This window comes from Plantibacter sp. VKM Ac-2880 (assembly GCF_015351235.1).
Lineage (GTDB): Bacteria > Actinomycetota > Actinomycetes > Actinomycetales > Microbacteriaceae > Plantibacter.
Map to the genome: position 1 here is coordinate 620,449 of NZ_JADKSJ010000002.1, position 23,882 is coordinate 644,330.

General features: G+C 67.3%; 24 protein-coding genes, 2 tRNA genes and 1 pseudogene. 11 read left to right on the forward strand and 16 right to left on the reverse strand.

The annotated features are described in order from the left end of the window. Positions 1-72: 72 nt before the first annotated feature. From ITJ57_RS15040 to ITJ57_RS15050, 3 genes are all read right to left on the reverse strand, one after another. On the reverse strand, positions 73-1,032 hold the full coding sequence (locus tag ITJ57_RS15040) for a carbohydrate ABC transporter permease (RefSeq protein WP_194670877.1): 960 nt from the start codon (positions 1,030-1,032) through the stop codon (positions 73-75). Positions 1,033-1,114: 82 nt separating this feature from the next. Then, positions 1,115-2,413: an ABC transporter substrate-binding protein gene (locus tag ITJ57_RS15045; protein ID WP_194670878.1), complete on the reverse strand. Its 1,299-nt coding sequence runs from the start codon at positions 2,411-2,413 to the stop codon at positions 1,115-1,117. Between the two features lie 153 nt (positions 2,414-2,566). Beyond that, positions 2,567-3,436, reverse strand: a complete 870-nt coding sequence (locus ITJ57_RS15050) for a LacI family DNA-binding transcriptional regulator (protein ID WP_194670879.1) — start codon at positions 3,434-3,436, stop codon at positions 2,567-2,569. 74 nt (positions 3,437-3,510) lie between these two features. On the opposite strand from ITJ57_RS15050, the gene ITJ57_RS15055 reads away from it, so the two are divergent. The 5 genes and pseudogenes from ITJ57_RS15055 (at position 3,511) to ITJ57_RS15075 (ending at position 6,881) form a co-directional block, all read left to right on the forward strand. Further along, the gene (locus ITJ57_RS15055) at positions 3,511-4,734 is read left to right on the forward strand and encodes an ROK family transcriptional regulator (protein ID WP_194670880.1); all 1,224 of its coding nucleotides are present in this window, start codon (positions 3,511-3,513) and stop codon (positions 4,732-4,734) included. A 373-nt stretch (positions 4,735-5,107) separates the two neighbouring features. Further along, positions 5,108-5,215, forward strand: a pseudogene (locus ITJ57_RS15060) (recombinase family protein); the annotation flags it as partial. 104 nt (positions 5,216-5,319) lie between these two features. Beyond that, the gene (locus ITJ57_RS15065) at positions 5,320-5,916 is read left to right on the forward strand and encodes a helix-turn-helix transcriptional regulator (protein WP_194670881.1); all 597 of its coding nucleotides are present in this window, start codon (positions 5,320-5,322) and stop codon (positions 5,914-5,916) included. Beyond that, a complete protein-coding gene (locus ITJ57_RS15070; protein WP_194670882.1) occupies positions 5,913-6,446 on the forward strand; it encodes a tetratricopeptide repeat protein in 534 nt (177 codons plus the stop codon). The genes ITJ57_RS15065 and ITJ57_RS15070 overlap by 4 nt, the downstream gene beginning before the upstream one ends. A 69-nt stretch (positions 6,447-6,515) precedes the next feature. Further along, positions 6,516-6,881: a hypothetical protein gene (locus tag ITJ57_RS15075; protein WP_194670883.1), complete on the forward strand. Its 366-nt coding sequence runs from the start codon at positions 6,516-6,518 to the stop codon at positions 6,879-6,881. A 262-nt stretch (positions 6,882-7,143) separates the two neighbouring features. Here the strand turns inward: ITJ57_RS15075 and ITJ57_RS15080 are convergent. Continuing rightward, positions 7,144-7,254, reverse strand: a tRNA-Ala gene (locus tag ITJ57_RS15080). A gap of 1,099 nt (positions 7,255-8,353) precedes the next feature. On the opposite strand from ITJ57_RS15080, the gene ITJ57_RS15085 reads away from it, so the two are divergent. From ITJ57_RS15085 to xerC, 3 genes are all read left to right on the forward strand, one after another. Beyond that, on the forward strand, positions 8,354-8,653 hold the full coding sequence (locus ITJ57_RS15085; RefSeq protein WP_194670884.1) for a hypothetical protein: 300 nt from the start codon (positions 8,354-8,356) through the stop codon (positions 8,651-8,653). A gap of 467 nt (positions 8,654-9,120) precedes the next feature. Further along, positions 9,121-9,309: a helix-turn-helix domain-containing protein gene (locus tag ITJ57_RS15090; protein ID WP_228507278.1), complete on the forward strand. Its 189-nt coding sequence runs from the start codon at positions 9,121-9,123 to the stop codon at positions 9,307-9,309. Further along, positions 9,306-10,460 carry a tyrosine-type recombinase/integrase gene (gene xerC, locus ITJ57_RS15095; protein ID WP_194670885.1) on the forward strand — a complete coding sequence of 385 codons (1,155 nt, stop codon included), beginning with the start codon at positions 9,306-9,308 and terminating at the stop codon, positions 10,458-10,460. Before ITJ57_RS15090 ends, xerC begins: the two co-directional genes overlap by 4 nt. Before the next feature lie 174 nt (positions 10,461-10,634). Here xerC and ITJ57_RS15100 read toward each other — a convergent pair. From ITJ57_RS15100 to topA, 6 genes are all read right to left on the reverse strand, one after another. Then, positions 10,635-10,710, reverse strand: a tRNA-Thr gene (locus ITJ57_RS15100). Between the two features lie 35 nt (positions 10,711-10,745). After that, positions 10,746-11,387: a TetR/AcrR family transcriptional regulator gene (locus ITJ57_RS15105; RefSeq protein ID WP_056776292.1), complete on the reverse strand. Its 642-nt coding sequence runs from the start codon at positions 11,385-11,387 to the stop codon at positions 10,746-10,748. 13 nt (positions 11,388-11,400) lie between these two features. Further along, entirely contained in the window at positions 11,401-13,023 is a 1,623-nt protein-coding gene (locus tag ITJ57_RS15110; protein WP_370582442.1) for an alpha/beta hydrolase, read from the reverse strand. A 9-nt stretch (positions 13,024-13,032) separates the two neighbouring features. Then, complete coding sequence (locus ITJ57_RS15115; protein ID WP_194670886.1) at positions 13,033-14,166, reverse strand: DNA polymerase III subunit delta'; 1,134 nt, start codon at positions 14,164-14,166, stop codon at positions 13,033-13,035. A gap of 242 nt (positions 14,167-14,408) precedes the next feature. After that, positions 14,409-15,044, reverse strand: coding sequence for a dTMP kinase (tmk, locus tag ITJ57_RS15120; protein WP_194670887.1), 636 nt, complete (start codon positions 15,042-15,044; stop codon positions 14,409-14,411). Continuing rightward, positions 15,041-17,938: a type I DNA topoisomerase gene (gene topA, locus ITJ57_RS15125; RefSeq protein WP_370582443.1), complete on the reverse strand. Its 2,898-nt coding sequence runs from the start codon at positions 17,936-17,938 to the stop codon at positions 15,041-15,043. Before topA ends, tmk begins: the two co-directional genes overlap by 4 nt. 120 nt (positions 17,939-18,058) lie before the next feature. Between topA and ITJ57_RS15130 the strand changes: the two genes are divergently transcribed. Further along, a complete protein-coding gene (locus ITJ57_RS15130) occupies positions 18,059-18,304 on the forward strand; it encodes a hypothetical protein (protein WP_056014545.1) in 246 nt (81 codons plus the stop codon). Positions 18,305-18,323: 19 nt separating this feature from the next. On the opposite strand, the gene ITJ57_RS15135 is transcribed toward ITJ57_RS15130, so the two are convergent. Genes ITJ57_RS15135 through ITJ57_RS15145 form a run of 3 tightly spaced genes read right to left on the reverse strand, consistent with a single transcriptional unit; the run spans position 18,324 to position 19,306 of the window. After that, positions 18,324-18,740, reverse strand: a complete 417-nt coding sequence (locus tag ITJ57_RS15135) for an Rv3654c family TadE-like protein (protein ID WP_194670889.1) — start codon at positions 18,738-18,740, stop codon at positions 18,324-18,326. Beyond that, positions 18,737-19,090: a TadE family type IV pilus minor pilin gene (locus ITJ57_RS15140; RefSeq protein WP_194670890.1), complete on the reverse strand. Its 354-nt coding sequence runs from the start codon at positions 19,088-19,090 to the stop codon at positions 18,737-18,739. Before ITJ57_RS15140 ends, ITJ57_RS15135 begins: the two co-directional genes overlap by 4 nt. A gap of 3 nt (positions 19,091-19,093) precedes the next feature. After that, entirely contained in the window at positions 19,094-19,306 is a 213-nt protein-coding gene (locus ITJ57_RS15145; protein ID WP_194670891.1) for a DUF4244 domain-containing protein, read from the reverse strand. 174 nt (positions 19,307-19,480) lie between these two features. On the opposite strand from ITJ57_RS15145, the gene ITJ57_RS15150 reads away from it, so the two are divergent. After that, positions 19,481-19,831, forward strand: coding sequence for a PadR family transcriptional regulator (locus tag ITJ57_RS15150; RefSeq protein WP_370582444.1), 351 nt, complete (start codon positions 19,481-19,483; stop codon positions 19,829-19,831). After that, complete coding sequence (locus ITJ57_RS15155; protein ID WP_228507279.1) at positions 19,828-20,391, forward strand: hypothetical protein; 564 nt, start codon at positions 19,828-19,830, stop codon at positions 20,389-20,391. Before ITJ57_RS15150 ends, ITJ57_RS15155 begins: the two co-directional genes overlap by 4 nt. A gap of 39 nt (positions 20,392-20,430) precedes the next feature. On the opposite strand, the gene ITJ57_RS15160 is transcribed toward ITJ57_RS15155, so the two are convergent. The 3 genes from ITJ57_RS15160 to ITJ57_RS15170 form a co-directional block, all read right to left on the reverse strand. Next, entirely contained in the window at positions 20,431-21,498 is a 1,068-nt protein-coding gene (locus ITJ57_RS15160; RefSeq protein ID WP_194670892.1) for a type II secretion system F family protein, read from the reverse strand. Then, the gene (locus ITJ57_RS15165; RefSeq protein ID WP_194670893.1) at positions 21,495-22,529 is read right to left on the reverse strand and encodes a TadA family conjugal transfer-associated ATPase; all 1,035 of its coding nucleotides are present in this window, start codon (positions 22,527-22,529) and stop codon (positions 21,495-21,497) included. The genes ITJ57_RS15160 and ITJ57_RS15165 overlap by 4 nt, the downstream gene beginning before the upstream one ends. Positions 22,530-22,701: 172 nt before the next feature. Further along, positions 22,702-23,781 (reverse strand): LacI family DNA-binding transcriptional regulator, encoded by a 1,080-nt coding sequence (locus ITJ57_RS15170; RefSeq protein ID WP_370582445.1) that lies wholly within the window; start codon positions 23,779-23,781, stop codon positions 22,702-22,704. Between the last annotated feature and the right edge of the window lie 101 nt (positions 23,782-23,882).

Sequence of the window (23,882 nt, forward strand, 5' to 3'; positions counted from 1 at the left end):
CGCGCCGCGTCCGTCGCAGTGCGCGTCGGGGCTCGGGTGTGGCAACGGAGACCTGTCGGTCGGCGGTGGCGGTCACGATTCGCCTCCCTTCTCGTCGGGGAAGACCCGGCGTTGGACGAAGGTGATGATCAGGACGATCAGCAGCAGGACGACGGCCATCGCAGACGCCAGACCCACCTTCGAGAACTTGAACGCCGTGTTCACGGTCTGGATCACGAAGGTCTCGGAACCGTTGGCACCGCCGGTCATGACGTACGGCATCTCGAAGGCGGACAGTGCTCCGGCGATGGCCAAGATGAACGAGAGGCCGAGGATGCGCCGGATACTCGGCAGGATGATGAACCGGAACTTGTGCCACGAGTTGGCACCGTCGAGGTCCGCGGCCTCGTACTGCTCGGACGGGACCGACTGGATCGCGCCGAGGAACAGGACGAAGTTGAGGCCCATGTACCGCCAGACGGACGTGGCGGCGAGGGAGGCGTTGACGAACGAGGGGTCGCCGAGCCACTGCGGGGTGTCCTGCACACCGATTGCCGCGAGGAGGGCGTCGAGGGTGCCGCCTGGGCGGAGGAAGTAGAGGAAGACCAGCCCGATCGCGACCCCGTTGATGAGGTAAGGGAAAAAGATGACGCCCTTGAAGAGGTTCTTGAAGCGGGTCCGGAAGCTCAGCAGCGTGGCGAGGTACAGCGCCAGGACGAGCTGGGCGACAGCTCCGACGAGGTAGTACAGGCTCACGAAGAAGACCTGGAAGATCTCCGGTTTCGTGAAGATCTGCACGAAGTTGTCGATGCCGACGAACTCCTGCTCGGGCTCCAGTCCGTCCCACGAGGTGAGGCTGTACCAGAACATGTTCGCGACCGGCACGTAGGTGAGGACGATCAGGAAGGCGAGCGGCACCACGAGGAACAGCCACGGCGTGACTCGGGAGCCGGTGGCCTTCGGGGGCCGGCCCGGCCGCAGCGTGCGTGCGCGGCGTGGATGGTTCGTCACCACCGCTCGAGTGGCGGGTGATGCTCCCTGGACTGTGACCATGCTCGTTGCCTTCTTCGCTGAATGTGGTGGTGAGCACCCGGGCCCGCCGTCGGGACGGGCCCGGGTGCCGATCGGAGGGGTGCTACTCGGCGACGTCGGCGCGGGCCGCTGCCCAGCGCTCGTTGAGGTCGGCGAATGCGCTCTCCTTGTCGCCGTCGGCTGCGCCACGGGCGACGTCGATGAGCTTCTGGCGGTAGGTGTTGCCGAAGAGGTCGATCTCAGCGGCGTTCGCGATGTCGTTGATCACGGCCTCCTTGCCCACGGGGTCCGGAGCGAGCTCCAGGTAGGTGACGCCGAGGTCGGAGAAGTCGGCCAGCGTGTCCGGTGCCGGGTCGCTGATGACGGGGCTGATGGCTCCCTGGCTCGCGGCGAATCCGGACTCGTTCGTGAACCAGTCGATCCAGGCCTTCGCGGTCGCCTTGTTCTTCGAGTACTTGCTCACCGCCAGGAACTTGTCGGAGGCGGTGACGGAGGTGAAGCCCTCGTCGGTCTTCCACGGCATCGGCCAGAAGCCGATCACGTCGCGAGACTCGCCGGCCTTCTCCGCCGCGTCCTGCATCTGCGAGACGGCCCAGGAGCCGAGCACCATCGAGCTGATCTCACCCGAGGCGAGAAGGTTCTTCGACTCCTCCCAGTTGGTGGTGGTGGGGTCCGGCTCGCTCAGGCCGGCGGCAACGGTGTCGAAGAGGAGACCGTCGATGTTGTACTGGTCGTTGCCCTCGGTCCACGGGCTGTCGGTGGCGATCATCTCGGTACGGACCTTCGGGCCCTGCACCGCACCGAGGTTGCCCTCGAGCGTCGCGAGCGGCCAGCCGTCCTTGTAGTTCGTGTAGTACGGGATCGAACCGTTCGCCTTGATCTTCTCGAGTGCGGCGAGGTACTCCTCCTCGGTGGCCGGTGGCTCGGTGATCCCGGCCTTCGTCCAGACGTCGCGGTTGAAGACATAGCCCATGGCGGAACCGAAGGTCGAGACGCCGTAGGCCGTCCCGTCGAAGGAGGCCTCGTTCGCGAAGCGGTAGGTCTTGGACTGCTCCTCGGTGCTGCCGAGCGGCTCGAAGAAGTTCGCGTACTGGTCCTTGGTGACGTTCGAGGACGGGATGAGGAGCACATCCCCGTAGTCCTTCGAGTTGAGGCGGATCTTGGCGTCGCCCTCGTAGTCGGTCAGGGCTTCGAAATTGACGGTGGTGCCGGGGTACTGCTTCTCAAACTCGGCCGCATAGTCCTTGAAAGTGGTGTCGACGAGATCGGTGCGGTTCGTGAGGACGGTGATCTCGCCGCTCGGGTCGCCGTCGTCGTTGGCGGCTCCGCCGGAGCAGCCGCTGAGGACGAGTGCCGCGGCCGCAGCCGTTGCGGCGAAGCCGATGATCGGTCTCCGGGACATGGGAACTCCTTCGTTCGTGGGGGCGAAGGGCCGGGTCGCCTCGTCGCTCGTTGTCCAGCATCGTCTGCCGCCATGTTCTCGTCAAGACTAAACATTATTAATTTATATAACGAATCGGTCACAGCAAATCTCGCTGTGGGGCGCGCCGACGCTTCAGGCGCCGGGGACGGAGCCTGAGGTCGAGCGCTCGATGACCACGGCGTGCGGCGCCTCCCGGGTGGTGCCGGGGCGGCCCGCCAGCAGCTCGAGCAGCTCCTCGCCCGCCATCTCGCCGATGCGCTGCACGTCATGGCTCAGCGCGGACATCGGCGGGTCGGACAGCTGGCACTGCGCCGAGTCGTCCCAGGCCACGATCGAAAGATTGTCGGGTACCCGCAACCCGGCCTCCTGCAGCGCCTGCAGCCCGCCGAGCGCCATCACGTCGCTGTCGAACACGACCGCGGTCGGCCTGGGGTCGCGTGCGAGCAACGCCTGCATGGCCTGGACGCCCGAGGTCCGGGAGTAGTCGCCGCCGATCGAGACGGTGTCCACGTCGGGCAGGTCGGACGCGAGCGTGAACGCCTCCATCCTGGACAGCGTGTGAGTGAGCTCCCTCGGGCCGGTGACGTGCGCGAGCTGCCGGTGCCCGAGCGAGACGAGGTGATCGACGGCCTCGTGCATCGTGACCGCGTCGTTGGTCCAGACCGCCGGGAGGCCCTGCGCCGTCGCCGGTGCACCGATCACGATCGCCGGGATTCCGGACCGCTCGACGAAGGCCACCCGCTCGTCGTCGTCAATGAGGTCCACGAGGATGACGGCGCTCACTGCTCCGTCCTGGTGCCAGCGCCCCAGCTGCAGCAGTTCCTCCTCCCGAGTCGGCAGGACTCGGAGGAGCACCGACAGGCCGTGCGGGCGGACCACGCGATCGATGCCGGCGATGAGCTCGTGGTAGAACGGCTCCTCCCCGTAGATCTCCGAGGCACGGAACAGCGTGAGGCCGATCGGCCTGGGCTGCGCGATAGTCTGTTCGGCGTCGAGACCCATCGGGACGCGGCCTTTCGTGAGAAGTGGTCGTGTGGCCCTCACACTACGCGCTCGAACATCGCCGGGAGGGGAAGATGGCCAGACGTGAGTCCGTGCAGTCGGGTCCCGGCAGCCAGGCGCTCATCGTCGACCTGATCCGCTCGGCCGGCACGATCAGCCGTACCGAACTCACCGAGGCGACGGGCCTGACCCAGCCGTCGATCTCGAACATCGTCCGCCGCCTCATCGAGGACGGGCTCGTCCGTGAGACCGGTCGGGCTGCGCCGAGAGGCGGCAAGCCGCGGACCCTCCTCGAGATCAACGCGAGCGCCAAGTACGGCGTCGGGATCCAGCTCGGGTTCGAGTCGATCACGCTCGTCGCAACCGACGTCCGTGGTGGCGTCGTCGGCCGACAGCTCGTCGACGGGGCGGGCTCGGCCACGCCGGAGCAGGTGACCGACCGGCTGGTCACGCTCTACCGCGACTTCGTCGCCGGCGTCGGGCTCGCGGCGCCGTCGATCGCGGGCGTCGCCGTCGTCGCCCCCGGTCCGATCGCCCAACTCGGCGGTGTCCTTCTCGGCCCGCCCACGCTCGTCCGCTGGGACGACTTCCCCCTGCAGCAGGCGTTGCAGGAGAGCCTCGACGTTCCAGTGGTCGTCGACAACGACGCCGCCGCCGCCGCTGTCGGTGAATTCTGGAGCCGCCAGGTGTCGCGCACGGAGTCCTTCGCGTGCGTCTACATGGGCACGGGGATCGGCGCAGGCATGGTGCTGGGCGGTGCGCTCTATCGTGGTTCAAGCTCGAACGCCGGCGAGCTGGGTCACATCAGCATCGAGGTCGACGGTGTCCCCTGCCACTGCGGCAACCGCGGGTGCCTGGAGCGCTACGCGGCGCCGGCAGCCGTGATGGCGGCGGCCGATGCGGTGCGCGACCGACTCGGGGACTTGGGCCTCGGCTTCGCACCGGACACACTCAGTCGCGATTTCGACCAGCTCGCCCGCGCCGCCGTCAGCGGTCACGAGGCGGCCCTCGACCTCATCCGCTTCTCGGCCGACCGTGTCGCCGCCGCCTCGGTGACCCTCGCAAACCTCCTCGACCTCGATCGGCTCGTCCTCGCTGGCCCCGGCATGGCGGTCGCCGGGTCGCTCTACGCCCGGGCGATCCGCGAACGCCTCGAGCAGCGCTTCTTCGCCAGGCGTGCCCACCCGATCGTCGTCGAGCTCTCCGCCAACCCTCGCGATGCGGCTGCGATCGGTGCCGCGTCGCTCGTCCTGCAGGGCTCGATCGCACCGGGCCACGGCCCGGCACTCACCCGCTGAGGCGCTGCAGCGGTCGCCAGAGTGATCGGCTCGGCGGACAGTTTCCAGGTCATCGACGACTTCTGGATGCGACGAATTCCGGGAAATCGACCGGCCCTATCCCACCTGGGGCGAAGAAGTGGCGGACACAAGCGGTGACGCTCGCCTACAGCTCTTCCGTCGAGAATCCACTGGATGAAGACGTCGACCCAATGGTGAAACCGTAAGCAGGTTCGGTTGGTCCGTTGATCCATGACAAGTCATAGACGCGACGTCCGTCTGGCTTTCGGCGCACCTCGACAGAGAAGCGTTCGCCCTCAACGTCAATCAACATTGATGACAAGGGTACGTCCTCACGGTGAGCGAAGACATCCGGCACGACGAAGTTCGCGCCCCTGCCACGTCGACCGGCCAGCTCATGCTCCACCTGCTCGCCACCCTCGCCGAGTACGAGCGCGAGCTCATCGTCGAACGCATCCACGCCGGCATCGCCGCGGCACGCGATTTCGACAGCTCCGGAGAAATCGTGATCCGGCTATGAGCGCGATGACGCCGATCTGGTAATACGTTAGAACTGAAATCATTTTTCAGATTAGGAATGATGGCATGTCGACCTCTCCGTCACCGCACACCCCCGCCCAGGTCATGAAGGCGCTGGCGCTACCTGTCCGACTCGAAGCCCTCAACTTTCTCATGTCCTCAGGTCCGGCGACATCTTCGACGATTGCTCGGGCGATCGGCGAGAGCCCCTCGAACTGCAGCTACCACCTTCGAGCATTGCTGCGTGTGGGACTCGTGGAGGATGCTGAATCGCCGAGCGCACGAGAACGATTGTGGAAGGCGTCCGTGACCGGGGTGCGCTCGAGCGGTTCGTCCGCAGGACCGGAGGAAGCGCAATCCGCTGCAGATCTCAGCGCGGCGGTCTTGCAACTCGACCAACGCCTCGCCCGCAACTACCTCGCAAATCGTGAGCAGCTCGGCCGAGAGTGGCAGGAAGCCGAGGCGATTTCCAGCTATGCACTGCGCGCCAGCCCCTCCGAAACACGCCAGCTCCTGAAAGACATCGACGCGCTCATCCGCCCTTTCATAGCCCCACTGCGAACAGAGGCACCGACAGACGCCGAGATCGTCCAACTCAGCCTCCAAGCCTTTCTGAAATCAGCGGCAACCACGCCCCCGAACCCGACGAGGACCCCATCATGACCGACACACTGACTCCAGAACTCGAAATCGCCATCACCGTCGGATTCGAGAATCGAGATCGAAACAACATGGCCCCTACCATCGAGTATTTCCATCGCCTCCTAGAGCAGCATCCCGAGAACCCCGCCGTACTCTACGAAGTGGGCGGCTCCTACGACACGGATGGCCAGGAAGAAACAGCAGCGGGCTACTACGAGCAGGCCCTGGCGAAGGGTCTCAGCGGTGACATCAGACGCAGGTGTCTCCTGCAGTACGGTTCAACACTGCGAAATCTGGGACGGCATCACGAGTCACTGGCGACATTCGCGCAGGGACGGGCTGAGCTTCCGGATTCCGACTCGATGCGTATATTCGAGGCGCTTTCGTTTCATGCAGCAGGTCGCTTTGACGAAGGCTTCGGAGAGCTGCTCCTACTCATCGCCGAGCGTCTGGACAGTGCCGAAGTCGTCCGATACGCGGTCGCCATCGAGGGCAATGGCCGTCACCTCATCGACAGGGCCGAATCGGGGACACCCATGATTGTCCGCTGAGGCACTCGACCAGACCAGCTCGAGAACGATCGTTCGCGGTCTGAGTGCACGATCGTGCAAAGTAGACACGTGAACGAAATCCATGCGGAGCTCAGCCGAGAGGCGACCGAGGCCCTGAACGCCTCGATGCCCGATGCAGTCATCACTGCCAGTCGCGCACGAATCGCGATGTATATGCTCTTCACCGCGTGGCTCCTCGTCCCCGCCTTGGGTTTCTTGGTCGCGATCTTCGGCCCGGCGCTCGTCAACAGCTTCCCTGGCTTCGTGACGATGGTCGGCCTGATCGTCTTGGTGTTGATAGCGGTAATGGTGACGGCCTTGGTGATCGCCCTCCGCGCCAAGCGAGCATTCAACCAGATCGCTCAGATCATCCAACGTGAACGCCACGCAACCCTCGTCCGCGTGGTGAATCGCCAGATATTCGTGCGCCGCTAAGTCGCACGTCGCACCAGCGACGCTGAAGGGCGTTTCCGAGGCGATGAAATCCGCGCTCTCCAACCAAGGTCCGAGCCTTACCTGACCGCCGCCGTGCGCCGGTATCCGTGGGCGTTGCTGTCAGCCGTTGCTGTCAGCGTTGCTGTCAATCGGGCCGAGAACCACACCTGACCGCCAAAATGGAGGGGTAATCGCGGATGGGGTCGAGGCAGAAAAAAGCCGCTGACCTGGGTTTTCCAGGGCAACTGCCGGGTGATGCTGGTGGAGCCGCCCAAGGGAATCGAACCCTTGACCTTCTCATTGCGAGTGAGGGCGAGGGGGTCCGCGACAATACGTAGAAGTCCACTCATCAGGCACTTTTCATGCACGCGGCCGCACCAGTCCACCAGGACTAACCCACGTTGCTGTCATGGGCCTCGCATGGCCCGTTCAGCCAGGACGAACTACTTGAGGACCAAGCGACGGCGGTCGCGCACTGGAGACCCGCAGCTGAAAGCTGACTCGGTGGCGGCGCGCTCGTCCTCACCAGTCGCAGCGCTCGATCGAGCGCTGCATGCACGCTGTGGCGGCAGATCGCTTCCCAACAGGGTGCGGCTTGATTCCGCGGGGTATGGCACATTTGCCAAACGTCTGCCACGTATCTCTCTAGCGTGGGCGCCAGCTGAGTCAGCAAGCAAATAGGTGAATGCTCAATGCGCGCCTACGCCGATAGGCGGTAGGCCGGAGCTACCTGAGTCTGACACTTGCCAGAACGGACCTTTTGGTCATGGCCGAGACACTCGCGCACGCCTGCGGTGGCGCCGGCATGATGAGCGGGTAACGTTGAACTGTCGGGCTTAATTCACCAATGTTGTACTCCTGGGATGGCATTCGTTAGACTCATTTCTACCGCCTTATTCGAAAGCGGACGCACGAAGAAGTGCACAAGATGGGGGAACAATGAAACTTAGAGTATTTGCCACTACCGCCGCCGGTGCTGCGATGACTATCGCTGCGATGCTCTTTGCGTCCCCGGCTATAGCAGTACCAGCCGCGGGCGCGGCCCATGAAGCGGGGGCTTCCCAGAGGGCAAACACAAGCGAGGTCTCAGCACAAGGTGCAGCCGCCGTCGATTACGTCGCCGCCGAGGGCAGCGCGGCCGCAGAGGACAGCACATCCGCCCTCCGTAGGCCATGTGACTATGTGTACGGGGCGAAATGCGTCACGTGGGTGACGGACTATTACAGCTGTCACAACATCTTCCAGATCACCACGGACGTCCGGAAGCACAAAGCCTGTGCTTTGTTCATCGACCAGAACATTGTGACGGTCTGGCCGTGATAGGAGCCCGCTCGCGCCACGGTTGTCTCGCGACGCGAGCGGGCGCCTTCGCCCTGGTAGTCAGCCCGCTGCTCCTCTTGACGGCCTGCAGCTCAGAACTCCAGTCATCCTTCTGCACGGACTACCAGCACTCCTGGAACGAGTTCACAAGTGTGCGAGACGACAGCAGCGCGACGCCCGAAGCCTTGATTGCCGCCGGGCAGGAAATCCGTGAGCGCTGGGAAGAACTCCGGACCGACTCCGGGGCGCCCGAAGATGTGACGGGCATGCTCGGCATTTCCCTGAGCACCTTTTCCTCTGCGTGGAGTGCAAGTTCACCGGCAGAGCGAGGAAAGTACGAGCGCTCCCTGGCTAATGAGCGAGGATACATCGCGCTACAGTGTTCGAAAATTGATGCTGACATCGACTTCTCTGGAGACGTATCACCTATCGAAACACCAAAGGTTAATTAACCAGCCACGTCTGTTTAGCGATACAGGAGTTCTACTCTAGAGCGAAAATGTGGGCATCGCCGATATCTGACCTGAAGCAGGACACTGGTGAATTACCCACAAATCGAAGTCGCGCAAGAGACTAGGCTCGGGTAACTCGCCGCCGAACTTGGCCCTGATCTGCAGAGGAGAGAAAGACCCGAGCGCGATCCAGTCTTGAAGAACTCATCTTCATCACGTGGATACAGATCAAACTGAAACTCAGTCCTGGCCCACGCACGTCGATTTCTGTACAGCATCCTGCTAGCGGCTGTGACGAAAATACGACCAATAAGTCCAGCTCCCGAAGCTGATCCTCCCCGAGCAAAGGGAGCGTTATGGTCAGACCACCGATCAACCAGCCATCTCGGGTCCGCCGCTAACGGCGAACACCGGCAAGAGCAGTCGTAGGGCAACCACTCAGGCGCCCAAGGACTGATCGGATCGTCATGCCAATCGACAAGCTACTACTCACCGCCGAAGAAGCAGCAGAATCACTCGGAGTAGGACGCTCCACCGTCTATGACCTCATGAGGCTCGGTCGCCTGTCCAGCGTCAAGATCGGACGTGCCAGACGCATCCCCGTCGCCGCCCTGCACCGCTTTGCCGGGCAGCTCGCAGCTGAAGACCAGGCGTGAGTCAGCGCGCAAACGGTGAGGGGTCGATCTACAAACGAAAGAACGGAACCTGGAGCGGCGCGACGCACGTGCTGGCCCCTGACGGTGCGAGGAAGCGCCGCACCGTCTACGGCCACACGAAAGCCGAGGTGGCCTCCAAACTCCGCGACCTGCAGACCCAGACCGAGGACGGCGTGCCCGCAGCAGTGTCCGGGTGGACTGTGCGGTCCTACTCCGCCTACTGGCTCGAACACATCGCCCCCAACACGCTCCGCCCGACAACGCTCGCGAACTACGAGTGGATCCTGAACAAGCACGTGTTGCCCGCCGTTGGCGGGAAGAAGCTCGAGCAACTCACCCCGCAGAACGTCCGCGAGCTCCACACCGCGGTCGCAAGGACCGGGGTGTCCGCTCACACGGTGCGCCTCGCGCACGCAGTCCTTCGGAGCATCCTCAGCGAAGCGGCGCGCGAGCAGCACATCGCTCGCAATGTCGCCTCGCTGGTCCGGGCTCCGAAGATCGAACATATCGAGGTCGAGCCATGGACAGCCCAGGAAGCGTCGACGTTCCTCGAGTCGAGCCGGGACTCGCAGTTCGCGCAGCTCTACGTCGTCGCGCTGACCCTCGGACTGAGGCGCGGGGAGATCCTCGGACTCCGATGGGCGGACATCAATGCAGAGCGCACCCAACTCCGTGTGAGGCAGACAGCGCACCGTGCCGGTGCCGGCCAGGGCATCACCATCGGTCCGACCAAGACAGCTCGATCGAAACGCACGCTCCCCCTACCCGAGAAGACGGCCACGACACTCCGTGCCCGCGCGAGCATTCAGCAAGCCGACCTCAGGGCAGCGGGTGAGGGGTGGGTCGAGACCGGTCTGGTCTTCACCACGACTCTCGGCACGCCTATCGAACCGAGCAACCTGCGGCGCACCTTCGATAAGGACATCGCGGCTGCGGGCGTCCGCCGGATCCGCTTCCACGACATGCGTCACACCTGTGCGTCGCTGCTGCTCGCGCAGGGAGTGCAGATGCGGGTCGTCATGGAAGTGCTCGGCCACTCCAACATGGCCATCACATCAGACATCTATTCACACGTTGCGCCGACCACGCTCCGGAGCGCATCAGAGGCCATGAACAGCGCGCTCGACGTCAACGATTCAGGGCTGAAGTGAGCGTTCCAGTCCGCGGTCGTCCGCCCCGATCCACTGCCGTTGCTGTACGCGTTGCTGTACGGGACGCCGAATCCCTCACTTGTCCCGCAGATTCGGGCAGGAGAGAAGGACTGTCGGCGGCAAGAAAATAGCCGCTGACCTGGGGTTTCCAGGGCAACGGCCGGGTGATGCTGGTGGAGCCGCCCAAGGGAATCGAACCCTTGACCTTCTCATTACGAGTGAGATGCTCTGCCGACTGAGCTAGGGCGGCGCGTGCGCTGGTCGCCCGGCGCACGAGTATCCATGTTAGCGCAGCTTTTGCACGGTCGTGTACAGCTCGGCGAAAGAACGACGGATCCGCTCCGCGAGCGACCCGGGGGTCGGCGCATCGGCCCAGCAACGCCACGCGTGGCGGAGCCCCGCGAACCCCACCATCGTCATCATCCAACACCGGTCGAAGAGGGCTTCCGAGTCACCCGCGAGCGCGGGCTCGTCGTTCAGCACCCGCCGCTCGACGACCTTGTACAGGCCTTCTTCGAAACCGCGCATGCTCGCGATCCGCGCCCCGAGGAGGTGCGGGTGATCACGCAGTACGTCCTTGCGGAGGTGGTGGATCTCCACGTCCTCGTCGGCATCGCCCACCGTCCGGGCCAACAACTCACCGAGATCGGTGAGAACGTCGGTCGCCGGGCCCGCGGTCAGGAAGGCTTCGAGGGCGTCGCCGTCGGGGATCAACGGGATGTCGCCGATCAGCGCCTCCTCCTTCGTCCCGAAGTAGTTGAAGAAGGTCCGCGGTGAGATCTCCGCCCGTCGGCTCACCTCCTCGACCGTCACGTTCTCGAGGCCGTGCTCCCCCGCGAGCGTCAACACCGCGTGCTGGATCGCCCGACGCGTCGCGAGGCGCTTCCGCTCGCGAAGCCCGAGTTCGGCCGGCACCGTCATGGTCATCGAGGTCCCGCCATCAACTGCACATCGGGTCCTTCGACGGTACGGTGCCGTCGATGAGGTACTGGTCGACCGCCTGGTTCACGCAGTCGCTGCCCTTGTTGTAGCCGGTGTGCCCCTCGCCCTTGTAGGTGATGAGCTGGCCCTGGTCGAGCTGCTCCGCGAGGTTCTGCGCCCACACGTACGGGGTGGCCGGGTCGTTCGTCGTTCCGACGACGAGGATCGGAGCGGCGCCCTTCGCGTGGATCTCGCCACGCTCGGTCCGCGTCTGGTACGGCCAGTTCGCGCAGAACGTGTCGCCGTAGGCCATGTACTCGCCGATCACCGGAGCAGCCTGCTCGAGTTCCTTGGCTTCGTCGGCCATCTTCGTCTTGTCGTCGTCGTAGCTGTAGTCGAGGCAGTTGATCGCGTTGAAGGCCTCGGTCTGGTTGTCGGTGTACTTGCCGGTGTCGCCGCGGCCGTTGTACCCGTCGGCGAACTGGAACGCGATGTCGGTGCGGCCCTGCATGACCTCGTCGAACATCCGACTCAGGTACGGCCAGGCGTCTGCCTGGTACAGCGGGTAGATGATCGCGGTGAGCAGCGTGTTGCCGCCGAGCTCGCGACCGTCGTCGGCGGGGATCGGCTTGGCGTCCACCTCGTCGAGGAGGGTCTTGATCTCCGTCATCGCGTCGTCGACCGAACCGGAGAACGGGCAGTCCGTCCCCGACATGCAGTCCTCGAGGTAGGCGCGCAACGCGCTCTCGAAGCCCTTGGCCTGCTCCTTCACCACCTCGAAGTTCGAGGTCGACGGATCGATCGCACCGTCGAGGACGAGGCGACCGACGTTCTTCGGGAAGAGCTCGGCGTAGGTCGCGCCGAGGAAGGTGCCGTACGAGTAACCGAGGTAGTAGAGCTGCTTGTCGCCGACGGCAGCGCGCAGCATGTCGAGGTCCTTGGCGGCACTCTGCGTGTCGACGAACTCGAGCATCTTCCCGGTCTCCTCCGCACAGGCGTCACCGAAGTCCTTCGCAGCCTTCTCGTTGGCGGCGATCCACTCGTCGGAACCGCGCTCGCCCGGCGTGACGTCGTACAGGTACGCGTCCATCTCCGAATCACTCAGGCAGGTGACGGGCGTCGACTTGCCGACACCACGAGGGTCGAAGCCGACGACGTCGAAGTTCTCCTGGAGGTCCTTGTCGACGGCGAAGTCGAGGCTGTCGGCGACGAGGCTGTAGCCGGAACCACCGGGGCCGCCGGGGTTCATGAAGAGCGAACCGATCGGCTTGCCGTTCGTCGCCTGGTGACGCACGAGTGCGAGGGACAGCTCACCGTCGGACGGGTTGTCCCAGTCGATGGGCGCCTTCGCCGTGGCGCACTCGAAGCCGTCGACGCACCCGCTGGTCTTCCAGTCGAGCTGCTGCTCGTAGAAGGGCTTCAGCGCCGCATCGACGTCGCTGGTCGACGCTGAGGACGACGGCGTCGGTTCGGCTGCCTTCGGGGGCAGGAAGGCGGTGACACATCCACTCAGCGTGAGGGCCGCCACCGCGAGACCGGCGACGAGCGCGACCCGTGCCGTCCGCCGCGCACCGGGACCCCTGCGGCGGGATCCACCGGCCGTTCCCATCGAGGCCGACGGCTGCTGCCTGGGCGAAGTCACAGAGGCTCCCTACCGGACCGCCGACACGAGCATGGCCTCCAAGGCCAGCGCCGGGGCGACGTTCCCTTCGATTCGTGTGCGGGCGACGGAGATCGCCTCCAAGGTATCGATCGTAACCGCAGGTGTCGTCCGCCGAGCGGCTTCCTCGAGTTCCGGACGCAATTCCCGGTTGATGATCGTGGCGTCGTGCCCCAGCTGGAGGAGCACGATGTCGCGATAGAGCGACAGCAGGTCGACCATGATGCGGTCGAGCCCGTCGCGGAGGCTTCGTGTCGCGCGCCGCTTCTGATCCTCCTCCATCGCCCGCACCTGCGAGCGGAGAGCGGGAGGCACCGATTGGCCGGGCTCGACCCCGAGCGACCGCAGCGTGCTCTCGCGCTCGGCCTCGTCCCGCAGTGACGTGTACGCCTTCGCGTCGTCGCCGGCGAGTTCCAGGAGGCGCCCGGCCGTGACCACGGCCTGGCCGGCACTACGGATGTCGAGGACGGCACGGAGCGTGGACTCACGACGTTGCCGCGCTCCGGTGTCGGTTGCCAGACGATGGGCCATCCCGACGTGGCTCTGGGCCTCGCGGGCCGCTCGCTCGGCGATGTCGTGGGCTACACCGTCGCGTCGCTCCAGCAGCTCCGCGACATCGTCGATGGTCGGCACGCCGAGCCGGACGGAGCGCACGCGGGACCGGATCGTCGGCAGGAGGTCCGCCTCGCTGGGCGCGCACAGGACCCAGATCGTGCTGCTCGGCGGCTCCTCGAGCGACTTCAGCAGCAGATTGGAGGTGCGCTCGGTCATGCGGTCGGCGTCTTCCACGACCATGACGCGGAAACGAGCCACGGACGGTGCACGGTAGGCGTTGCGAACCAGGTCGCGGACCTCGTCGATCGTGATGATGACGCGGTCGGTGCTCAGCGCGGACAGGTCGGGGTGGGTGCGAGCTTCAACCTGCCTGCGGGTGACGTCGTCTCCCCCGGGCTCCCGGCTGAGGAGTGCCGCAGCGAACGCGTACGCCAGGGTCGACCGGCCGGAACCCGGCGGACCGGTGATGAGCCAGGCGTGGGTCAGGCCCTTGGGTTCGACCGGGTCCGACGCGGCCTGCAACAACTCGATCGCGTCGCGTTGACCCGTCAAGTCGGTCCAGGAAGCCATGGCTCAACGATACCGGGCGCCACCGACCGCGGCTGGCGGGGGTGCAGGTATCTGAGCCGACGGGCGCTCGCTGAGCCGCCCACCGGTCACTGACCCGCCCACCGGTCACTGAGCTTGCGAAGTGCCGAGCTCACGCCCTCGAGACACCACGCCGCCCTTCGACAAGCTCAGGGACCCGAGTTGGTGTTCAGCCAGGGACCGGAGGTCCCGTCGACAAGCTCGGGGCGCGGCGGGCTGCGCGATCAGAGGAGTGGCGCGATCCGCTCGCGGATGTCGGCCGCGAGCTCCTCGGGCGGCAGGGCGGCGTCGACGACGAGGAACCGCTGCGGTTCCGCCGCCGCGAGTGCGAGGAACGATTCGCGCACGCGGGTGTGGAAATCCTGCGCCTCGGCCTCCAGCCGGTCGAACCGCTTGTTGGCGTTGTCGAGCCGACCTCGGGCGACGGCGACGTCCAGGTCGAGGAGCACGGTGACGTCGGGGAGGAGGTCCTCCGCCGCCCACAGCGAGATGCCCCGGATCTGCCCGGCGTCGAGGACCCGCCCGCTGCCCTGATAGGCGACGGACGAGTCGAGGTAGCGGTCCTGCAACACGATCTCACCGCGGGCGAGTGCCGGGCGCACGACGGTGGCGATGTGGTGGGCGCGGTCCGCGGCGTACAGCAGCGCCTCGGCGCGCGGGGAGATGTCGCCGCGATGGTGCAGCACGATCTCGCGGATCTCGATCCCGAGGTCGCTCCCGCCCGGTTCGCGGGTGCGGACGACGGTGCGACCCTGTTGCTCGAACCACTCGCTCAGCAGTCTCGCCTGCGTCGACTTGCCGACACCGTCTCCGCCCTCGAGGGTGATGAACAGCCCACGCGGGCGCGCTCCCCCGCTCACGTGACGGCGTCGGCCTTGGCCGCAGCCGCCTTGTTGGCAGCACGGGTCGCGGCCGCCTTCTTCGCCGCGGCGGACCGCGCCGTCGACGTCGCCGAGGCGGACTTGGCCGTCGTGGCCTTCGCCGTGGTCGCCTTGGTCGTCGTGGCCCTCTTGGCGGGCGCCTTCTTCGCGGGTGCCTTCTTGGCCGGAGCCTTCTTGGCCGTCTTCGGCTTCGCAGGGCCCTTCGCTCGCTTGTCCGCCAGCAGTTGGACCGCTCGCTCGAAGTCGACGTCTTCGACCTGTTCGCCGCGCGGAATGGTCGCGTTGGTCACCCCGTCGGTGACGTACGCACCGAAGCGACCGTCCTTGATCTTGATCGGCTTGCCGCTCTCCGGGTCCGCTTCGAACTCCTTCAGCGCGCTCGACGCCTTGCGGGCGCCGTACTTCGGCTGAGCGAACAGCTCGACCGCGCCGGGGAGGTCGACGGTGAAGATGTCGTCCTCGGAGGTGAGGGACCGGGTGTCCGTGCCCTTCTTCAAGTAGGGACCGTATCGACCGTTCTGCGCCAGGATCTCCTCGCCGGACTCGGGGTCCGCCCCGACCACGCGCGGCAGGTCGAGGAGCTTGAGCGCGGTCTCGAGGTCGATCGTCGCGAGGTCCATCGACTTGAAGAGCGACGCCGTGCGGGGCTTCTCGGCCGCAGCCTTCTTCTTGGCCGGAGCCTTCTTCTTCGCGCCGGCTGCCGGCTCGGTGACCTCGCCGGTCGCCGTGTCGACGGAGAGTTCCGCCTCGGGCTCCGGGTCGAGTTCCGTGATGTACGGGCCGAATCGGCCGTCCTTCGCGACGATCTCCTTGCCGGTGGCAGGGTTCAGGCCGATGACGCGATCGCCCACGACGGGCGCGTCGATGAGTTCGTGCGCCTTCTCCGGAGTCAGCTCGTCCGGCGCGAGATCCTCGGGCAGGTTGACGCGACGCGGGGTCGGGCCTTCCTCACCCTCAGCGGGAGGCGGGCCGTCCGGCGTCACCTCGAGGTACGGGCCGTACTTGCCGATGCGAAGCGTGACCCCGTCGTCGATGACGATCGAGTTGATGCGGCGAGCGTCGATGTCGCCGAGGTTGTCGATCACCTGGCGGAGGCCGCGGCCGGCGTCGTCTCCGAAGTAGAAGCCCTTGAGCCAGTCGACGCGATCGACCGTTCCGCCGGCGATGCGGTCGAGGTCGTTCTCCATCTCAGCCGTGAAGTCGTACTCGACGAGTTCCTCGAAGTACTCCTCCAGCAGTCGGACGACGCTGAACGCCACCCAGCTCGGGATGAGCGCCTGGCCGCGCTGCGTCACGTAACCGCGGTCGATGATCGTGGAGATGATCGACGCGAACGTCGAGGGTCGGCCGATGCCGAGCTCCTCGAGACGCTTCACCAGGCTCGCCTCGGTGTAGCGCGGCGGCGGCGAGGTCTCGTGGCCCTTCGCCTCCGGGTCGGCGACACCGAGCTGCTGCCCCTCGGTCAGCGGTGGCAGCTTCGCCTCGGCGGCGTCCTCCTGGGAGTTGCGGTCCTCGTCCTGCCCCTCTTCGTACGCGGCGAGGAAGCCACGGAAGGTGATGACGGTACCCGATGCGGTGAACTCGGCACGGCCGACCTCGGTCGCGGACTCGAGCGTGATCGTCGCGGTCGAGCCCTTGGCGTCGGCCATCTGGCTGGCGACGGTGCGCTTCCAGATGAGGTCGTAGAGCTTGAAGTCGTTGCCGCGGAGCGTCGACGCGAGCGAAGACGGCGTGCGGAAGGTATCGCCGGAAGGCCGGATCGCCTCGTGGGCCTCCTGCGCGTTCTTGCTCTTGCCGCTGTAGAGGCGCGGTTTGTCCGGAACCGTCTCGGCTCCGTAGAGGGACGCCGCCTGCTTACGCGCCGCATCGATCGCCTGCTTGCTCAGCGACGGCGAGTCGGTACGCATATAGGTGATGTAGCCGTTCTCGTAGAGCGACTGCGCGACACTCATCGTCTGGCGGGCGGAGAACCGGAGCTTCCGGCCCGCCTCCTGCTGCAACGTCGAGGTGGTGAACGGCGCTGCCGGTCGACGGGAGTACGGCTTCGACTCGACCGAGAGGACGGTCGCCTTCGACTGCTCGAGTGCTGCGGCGAGCGCCGTGGCGCGCTGTTCGTCGAGCGGGACGGCGCTGCCCTTGAGCTGGCCGAGGTCGTCGAAGTCGCGGCCGGTGGCGACGCGGTCGCCGTCAAGACGGACGAGGCGGGCGGTGAAGGGTGCACCGGTGGCCTCTTCGCCCGGGAGGAAGCGGGCGATGACGTCCCAATAGGAGGCGGCGCGGAACGCGAGGCGCTCACGCTCGCGGTCGACGACGAGTCGGGTCGCGGCGGACTGCACGCGTCCGGCGCTCAGCCCAGGACCGACCTTCCGCCAGAGCACCGGGGAGATCTCGTACCCGTAGAGGCGGTCGAGGATGCGGCGGGTCTCCTGGGCGTCGACGAGGTCGGTGTCGAGGGGGCGCGTCTTGTCCTTGGCGGCGAGGATGGCGTCCTTGGTGATCTCGTGGAACACCATGCGGCTGACCGGGACTTTCGGCTGCAGGACCTGCAGGAGGTGCCAGGCGATCGCCTCGCCTTCGCGGTCCTCATCAGTCGCGAGGAGGAGTTCGTCGGCGTTCTTGAGGGCGCGTTTGAGGTCCGCGACGGTCTTCTTCTTCGCGTCCGAGACGACGTAGTACGGCTCGAAGCCGTTGTCGACGTCGACCGAGAACTTGCCGAGGGAGCCCTTCTTGAGCTCGGCGGGAAGGTTCTTCGGCTCGATGAGATCGCGGATGTGCCCGACCGAGGACAACACCTCGTAGTCGTCACCGAGGTATCCGGCGATCGACTTCATCTTGGTCGGTGACTCTACGATCACGAGTTTCTTGCCTGCCACGAGGCTCCTTCCATCAGCGACACCATACACACGTGCACGGCAGGCTTGTCCAATCGGGAGGCGGGGCACTCGGGTGTCCATCCCCTTGCGTTCTGCGGCGTTGGGAGCAGAATGTGTCCCATGAGTACCCAGACGAACTACACCGTGAAGTTGACCGACGGTCCGCTGGAGGGCAAGACGATCAGCGCCCCGCTCACCGATCAGGGATCGCCGAAGCCCACCGTCGACGTGCCGAGTGGCACGGCCGGCAAGGTCTACCGGTACGCCCGCACGACCGGTGAGGAGTACGACGACTCGGGAGCACCGAGTGCCGTCGACTACCGCTTCCTCGAGGCGGTCTTCACGACCGGATCCGACCAGCCCTGACCCGCCGTGGCGGTACCTCTTAATACGGTGCGTTTCCGGGTGCGCCGTCCGGTCGCCCCGAGGCGTCAGGCGGCGGGCCCGCCCTCGCCGCGACCCTGACGGTGCCGAGCGGGGTCTCGACGATGGCGTCGACGACGACCGTCTCCCCCTCGATGGTGCAGGCCCCGAGCGTGGCCTGGTTGCGGGACGCGACGACGCGCGCAGTGTCGCACGGGAAGCCCGCGACGCGTCCGGACAGGGTGTCCGCGGCGGCCAACGCGGCGGCGTCCGCCGCGTTGGCCGCTCGCTGATGCCCGGCGAGCAGTGTCGCCACGGGGAGGGTGGCGAGGAGGAGCGCGACGAGGGCGCCCATGATGCCCACTGCCAGCACAGAGCCTGCGCCGGTCTCCTCGCGGAACCCGGCTGCACCGAGCCTGCCGCGGCAGCGGCGCTTCATCGTCCGCCAGCGAGGGCACAGGAGGACACCGAGATCGGGATCAGCGCCGCGAGGCCTGAACCACCTGCGGCGTCGACCTGCACGCAGACGAGGTCGCCCTCCGTGCTACTGGCGGTGGTCGCCCCCGGAAGCACCTGCGAGACCCGGCCCGCCGCCGTTCCACCGTCCTCGCCTCGTCCCAGGCTGCGGGCAGCGTCGGCGGCGGCATCGGTCGCGCGGAGCTGGGTCAGGCCCACCTGGATGGCGGAGAGCCCCATCGCCAGCACCAGGACGACGGCGGGGACCACGACGGCGAACTCCGCCGTGACGGAGCCGTCCTCGGAGTGGAGCGATCGGCGACACCGACGCACCGGTCAACCGTTCGCCGTGAGCGCGCGACGGATGAGGTCGGTGAGGATACCCCGCACCTCGTCGCCCCGGAGGATGGCGACGAGGAGTCCCGCGAACCCGACGGCCGCCATCGTCGCCACGGCGTACTCCGCCGTCGCCGACCCTCGCTCGTCCCGCAGGAGGCGTCGCGCCTCACACACGATGTCCTGCTCGATCCGGCTTCCGATCCTGATCATGATGTTCCTTCCCTGCACCGGAGTGCGGTGTCCGTGGCACGAACACCTCCATCGTCCCCGGCGGTGGTAGTCGTCGGACAGACGAGCGGCTCGAGACGGACGCGTGCCCTCGAAGGGCGGCTTGTGGAGCGACTTCCGTTGCACCCTGTCGCTATTCATGGTTGAGTAATAGTCGTGGATGAACTGCTGGGGGGACACGACTCGCAACTCCTCCGAGGGGTGTTGCCGATGCTGATCCTGTCGACCGTGCAGCGCGGCGAGACGTACGGGTACGAACTCGTGGAGCAGCTCCGCGCGCTCGGCCTGACGGACCTCGCCACCGGGGTCGTGTACCCGGTCCTCAGCCGGTTCGAGCGTGACGGCCTGGTGACCGGACGCCGGGTCGCGTCCCGTGGCGGACCGGCACGGAAGTACTACGCGATCACCGAACGAGGAGCAGCGGCGAGGCTCGACGCCATCGCACGCTGGAGGGCGATGACCGACATCGCCGAGCGAGGACTGGACCCAGAGGGAGCCCGACCATGACCGATCGCAAGACCACTCCGACGGACGAGCGATCCGCCGAAGGCACCCCACACCGCCCCGGAGCCGGGGACCGATGGCGTCGCGACACGTACCTGCAGCGCGTGGACTGGCATCTCGAGGCCGTCGTGTCCGGGCGCGAACGCCGGTCGATCGTCCGATCGCTCCGCGAGGACCTCACGGCCGAGCGAAGGCCGATGGCCGCCGCCCTCGCCGACCTCGGCGCTCCCCGAGCGCTTGCCGCCCGATACGCGGAGGACCCGACACGACTCCGGCCGCTGTGGTCGATCGGGGTCATCTGGGGCGGCGTCGCGATCCTCGCCTACTGGTGCGCCTTTGCCCTGTTCACCCTCGGGATGCTCTCGGTCGTCGAGCAGTCGACGCTCACCGAGGCTCATGCACGGTTCTTCTTCGTCGACGTCCTCGCGTTCACCGGTCCGGACGGTATCGGCGTGGGGTGGAACGGCGACCTGGCCTGGCTCCTCGTGCCGACGGTGATCATCTCGGTCGGCGTCCTGCTCGGCGCCCGGTCCTGGCGCGCACTGCAGCGTCCACGGCCCTGAGGCAGCGGCACCGGCGACCACACCGGCGACCACCGGGCCTCAAAATCCCAGCGCGGTCGAGGTGAGGACGCTCAGGAGCAGCGGGGCCACTCCCACGAGGAGGAAGGCAGGCAGCACGCAGACGCCGAGCGGGATCATCAGTCGCGTCGCGAGGACCGCGGCGGCGCGCTCACCGTCGGAACGAGCCTGATCGCGTTGCTGCTGCGCCTCGCTCCGGAGCAGTTCGCCTGCCGGGACACCGGCCCTGGCCGACAGCGCCAGGACCCCGGCGATCGCCTGCTCGTCGTAGGGGACGCGGAATCGCACGCAAGCCTCCTCGACGATCGCCCGTGCGGCCGGAGCGGCGCCGCCGCCCGCCATCGCGACCGCGACGAGGTCGAGCGACAGCCCGGGGGCCGGATCCCGCCTGGCTGCCCGTGCACTCAGCGACGCGCTCCACCGTGCACCGAGCACGAGGAACCCCACGCCGACGACGAGGCAACCGAGCCCAGGGCCCGTCGCGACGAGCGTGTGGAGGGTGTCGAAGCCGAGCGCCATCCCGAGGACCACGGCCACGACCGGCAACCAGAGCACGAGCCGCGCGGTAGCCGCCGGGCCGGCGAGCGCCGTGCCCACGTCTCGGGCGATCCGATCCAGCTCCCGCAACGACCCGGCCAGGTCTCGGAGGCAGACGCCGAGCGGCGCGCCGCTGATGGAGGCGACCTGCCACGCGGCAGCCAAGCCCGCCCAGGCAGTGCGAGCACCGGCACTCGGTTCCTGCTCGGCGATGGCGGCGATGGCCTCCGGCATGTCCCCGCCGCGCACTGCGGCGTCGGCCACGGCGGCGAGTGCGTCCGCATCCGAGCTCGCCTGTGGCCCCGGGTCCACCACGCCGATATCCGACGCGTCGTCATGGACAGGTTCGAGGGCACCGGCTACCGTGACGCCGCCTTGCACGTCCGCAGCGGCCGCGAGATGTGTCCAGGCGCTGCCGGGGGCCACCCCCGCGCCGAGCAGCACTGCCAGACGACGCGTGGTGCGGGCGACGCGCGCGGGGCCGTCATCCTCCGGTGGGGTCGCGCCGGGGAACGCCGCGAGCACGGGGCGAAGCCACCGAGGTGTGATCACGGCAACTCCTCGACCGCGAGACGATCCCGTTCGTCGAGCACGAGTCGACCGACAGCGACCACCTGCCTCCCGGCCGGAAGCCGGGCGAGGTGGACGATGAGCCCGATGGCGCTCGTCGCCTGGCGTGCGACGGCCTCCTGGCTCATGCCGGCGAGCGCACCGAGCGCTTCGAGTCTGGCGGGGACGTCCGTCAACGAGTTCGCGTGCAGGGTGCCCGCGCCGCCGTCGTGGCCGGTGTTGAGGGCCGACAGCAGTTCCCGCACCTCCGGACCGCGACATTCGCCGAGGACGAGGCGGTCGGGCCGCATGCGGAGTGCCTCGCGCAGGAGGCGTTCGAGGTCGATACCGCCCGCACCCTCGAGGTTCGCCTGGCGGGACTGCAACGCGACGACGTGCGGGTGGAGGATCCGGAGCTCGGCGACGTCCTCGATCACGACGAGCCGTTCGGCAGGCGGCGCGAGCCCGAGCAAGGCGCCCAAGAGGGTCGTCTTGCCGGAACCCCCGGCGCCGGTGACGAGGACGTTCACGCGCGTGGCCACGGCCTCACGCAGGAGGTCGGCGACGGTGGACGGGAACATACCGGCGGCCTGCAGGGCTTCGAATCCCAGCGCCTCGTCGCGAGGCACCCGGATGGACAGCAGGGTGCCTCTGGTGGAGACCGGTGGCAACACCACGTGGACCCGGATGCCGTCCTGCAGCCGGACGTCGACGCAGGGCGTCGCTTCGTCGACGTGGCGTCCGCCGCGCGCCACGAGACGGATGGCCAGCGCACGGATGGCCGCCTCGTCCGACTTCCATCCGGCCTCGCGGACGAGACCGGCACCGTGGTCGAGCCAGAGGCCGGAGGTGCCGTTCACGAAGAGGTCGGTGACCCCCGGGTCGGCGAGGTAGGGCGCGAGGGTGCCGAAATCGGCGAGCGCGGTCACCCCGCGGGACTCGTCCGCGCGGGTGGCTTCGGCGTCGCCCACCGCTCCCGGCGGATCGGGTGGGGTGGTGTCGGGCGGCACGGAGACGACGAAACGTTCGGACATGCGGCGAGCGTAGGCGTGGCAGGGACGGCGCTCCCGGTTGGACGAGGCGACCGGCGATGGTGGCGCAGGCGAGGACGACTGTGGAGCGGTGTCGCACCGCGACGAGTCCAGCGGCGCAGGCTCCGCGCGAGCGGCCGGTCGATCGACCAGCTCCTCGACGCGTCAGCCCGGCTCAGCGCCCGATCGTCGACGCGCGCACGACGAGGTCCGCGGCGATCACGGGCGCCGGCACCGCCGTCCGACCCTCGATCTGGGCGAGGAGCTGCTCGGCCCCGGCACGCCCGAGTGCCTCACCGGGCAGCCGCACGCTCGTGAGCGGCGGATCACTGACCACGGACGACGCGAGGTCGTCGAACCCGACCACGGCGAGTTCGCCCGGCACCGGCATGCCCATCGCCCGGGCCGATTGCAGCACCCCGTAGGCGTGCGTGTCGGTCGCGCAGACGAGCGCCGTCACCCCGGCGTCGCGCCACCGCGGCCAGCTGTCGACGAACGCTTCCGCCGCCGCGGCCAGGTCGATGAGACTCTCCGCCCGGTCGTCGGCATGCACCCGCATCCCGCGGAGCGCAGCCTCACGTTCGAGGAGCAGCCGGCGGAGGCGGAAGGTGTCCGTCGCCGTCCGCCCGCCGAGGTAACCGAGTTGGCGGTGCCCGAGCACGTGCAGGTGGTCGAGGAGTGCCCGGACCCCGCCGAGGAGGTCGAAGTCGACCGAGACGGCGCGGCGTTCCGTCGACGGGGCACCCGATGCCGCCTCGACCGTCGACACGGGGAGCCGCGGCGCGTCGAGGAGGACGAGCGGGGTCTCGAGGCGCAACTCGTCGAGGAAGGCCTCACTCGGGGCGTCGACCACCACCCCGGCCGGCCGGAGCGCTGCCAGCCGTCCGAGCGCTGCGGCGGTGGGGACGTCGCCCTCCCCCGTCACCGACACGAGGAGCTGGTAGGTGTCGCCGAGCCCCTCCCGGAGTCCACGGATGACGGCACCGAAGTACGGGTTCGAGGCGTCCGGGGTGACGAAGACGATGAGGTTGCTCGATCCGCTCGCAAGCGCCCTGGCGGCGTGGTCGGCGACGTATCCGAGCTCCGTGATCGCTTGACGGACCCGCTCGGCGTTCTGGGCCGACACGTGACCGGCGTCCTTCCCGTTGGCGACGAGCGACACGGTCGCAACCGACGTCCCCGCGCGCTGCGCGACCATCGCCGCGGTCACCCGCCGGGCACCGCGCGGGCTGGGATCGTTCGACGCGTCAGTCACCCGTCGATCGTATCGGGCACCGGAGCCTCGGTTCCGATGACCCGGATTGGCGAACCTAAAGCGCTTGACGTAAGCTGCTCGCGGCGCACCTGAAGCGCTTT

Bases quoted from the DNA above. Each gene is read 5' to 3' on its own strand.
- ITJ57_RS15040 (WP_194670877.1), bottom strand. From the start codon at position 1,032: ATGGTCACAGTCCAGGGAGCATCACCCGCCACTCGAGCGGTGGTGACG.
- ITJ57_RS15045 (WP_194670878.1), bottom strand. From the start codon at position 2,413: ATGTCCCGGAGACCGATCATCGGCTTCGCCGCAACGGCTGCGGCCGCG.
- ITJ57_RS15050 (WP_194670879.1), bottom strand. From the start codon at position 3,436: ATGGGTCTCGACGCCGAACAGACTATCGCGCAGCCCAGGCCGATCGGC.
- ITJ57_RS15055 (WP_194670880.1), top strand. From the start codon at position 3,511: ATGGCCAGACGTGAGTCCGTGCAGTCGGGTCCCGGCAGCCAGGCGCTC.
- ITJ57_RS15065 (WP_194670881.1), top strand. From the start codon at position 5,320: ATGTCGACCTCTCCGTCACCGCACACCCCCGCCCAGGTCATGAAGGCG.
- ITJ57_RS15070 (WP_194670882.1), top strand. From the start codon at position 5,913: ATGACCGACACACTGACTCCAGAACTCGAAATCGCCATCACCGTCGGA.
- ITJ57_RS15090 (WP_228507278.1), top strand. From the start codon at position 9,121: ATGCCAATCGACAAGCTACTACTCACCGCCGAAGAAGCAGCAGAATCA.
- ITJ57_RS15105 (WP_056776292.1), bottom strand. From the start codon at position 11,387: ATGACCATGACGGTGCCGGCCGAACTCGGGCTTCGCGAGCGGAAGCGC.
- ITJ57_RS15115 (WP_194670886.1), bottom strand. From the start codon at position 14,166: ATGGCTTCCTGGACCGACTTGACGGGTCAACGCGACGCGATCGAGTTG.
- ITJ57_RS15130 (WP_056014545.1), top strand. From the start codon at position 18,059: ATGAGTACCCAGACGAACTACACCGTGAAGTTGACCGACGGTCCGCTG.
- ITJ57_RS15135 (WP_194670889.1), bottom strand. From the start codon at position 18,740: ATGAAGCGCCGCTGCCGCGGCAGGCTCGGTGCAGCCGGGTTCCGCGAG.
- ITJ57_RS15145 (WP_194670891.1), bottom strand. From the start codon at position 19,306: ATGATCAGGATCGGAAGCCGGATCGAGCAGGACATCGTGTGTGAGGCG.
- ITJ57_RS15155 (WP_228507279.1), top strand. From the start codon at position 19,828: ATGACCGATCGCAAGACCACTCCGACGGACGAGCGATCCGCCGAAGGC.
- ITJ57_RS15165 (WP_194670893.1), bottom strand. From the start codon at position 22,529: ATGTCCGAACGTTTCGTCGTCTCCGTGCCGCCCGACACCACCCCACCC.